The 274-nt window shown below is 63.9% G+C and carries 1 protein-coding gene; it reads left to right on the forward strand.

What is annotated here, in order from left to right; all coding sequences use genetic code 11:
- Positions 1-17: 17 nt before the first annotated feature.
- Positions 18-274 (forward strand): hypothetical protein (locus tag CVH10_RS26830; RefSeq protein WP_219924903.1); only part of this gene is annotated, 257 nt, incomplete at its 3' end.

Below are 274 nucleotides of genomic sequence, written 5' to 3' on the forward strand. Positions count from 1 at the left end.
TAGCAGGCGGTGAGGAGGTGAAGATTCCGCTCGCTCTTCTCGCGCCGGTTCTGATCGGGCTCATCCCGGTTTTTGCGGGTGTGACTGCGCCGGCGAACCCATTCGTCGCAATACTGGTCTGCATTGGTCTCGTAGCGGGGATGGAGGCGGTGGGGTTGTGGGGGTGGACCCGCCACGATCCACTCCGGCTGAGTGCGGAGGACAAATCCGAGATCGGTGTCGCCGTCGCTGCTGTGCAGTCGTTGATCTCGGCGGGCGGAGCGCATGTCGAGCT

Source organism: Halomonas sp. ND22Bw, from assembly GCF_003011945.1.
Taxonomy (GTDB): Bacteria; Pseudomonadota; Gammaproteobacteria; order Pseudomonadales; family Halomonadaceae; genus Halomonas; species Halomonas halophila.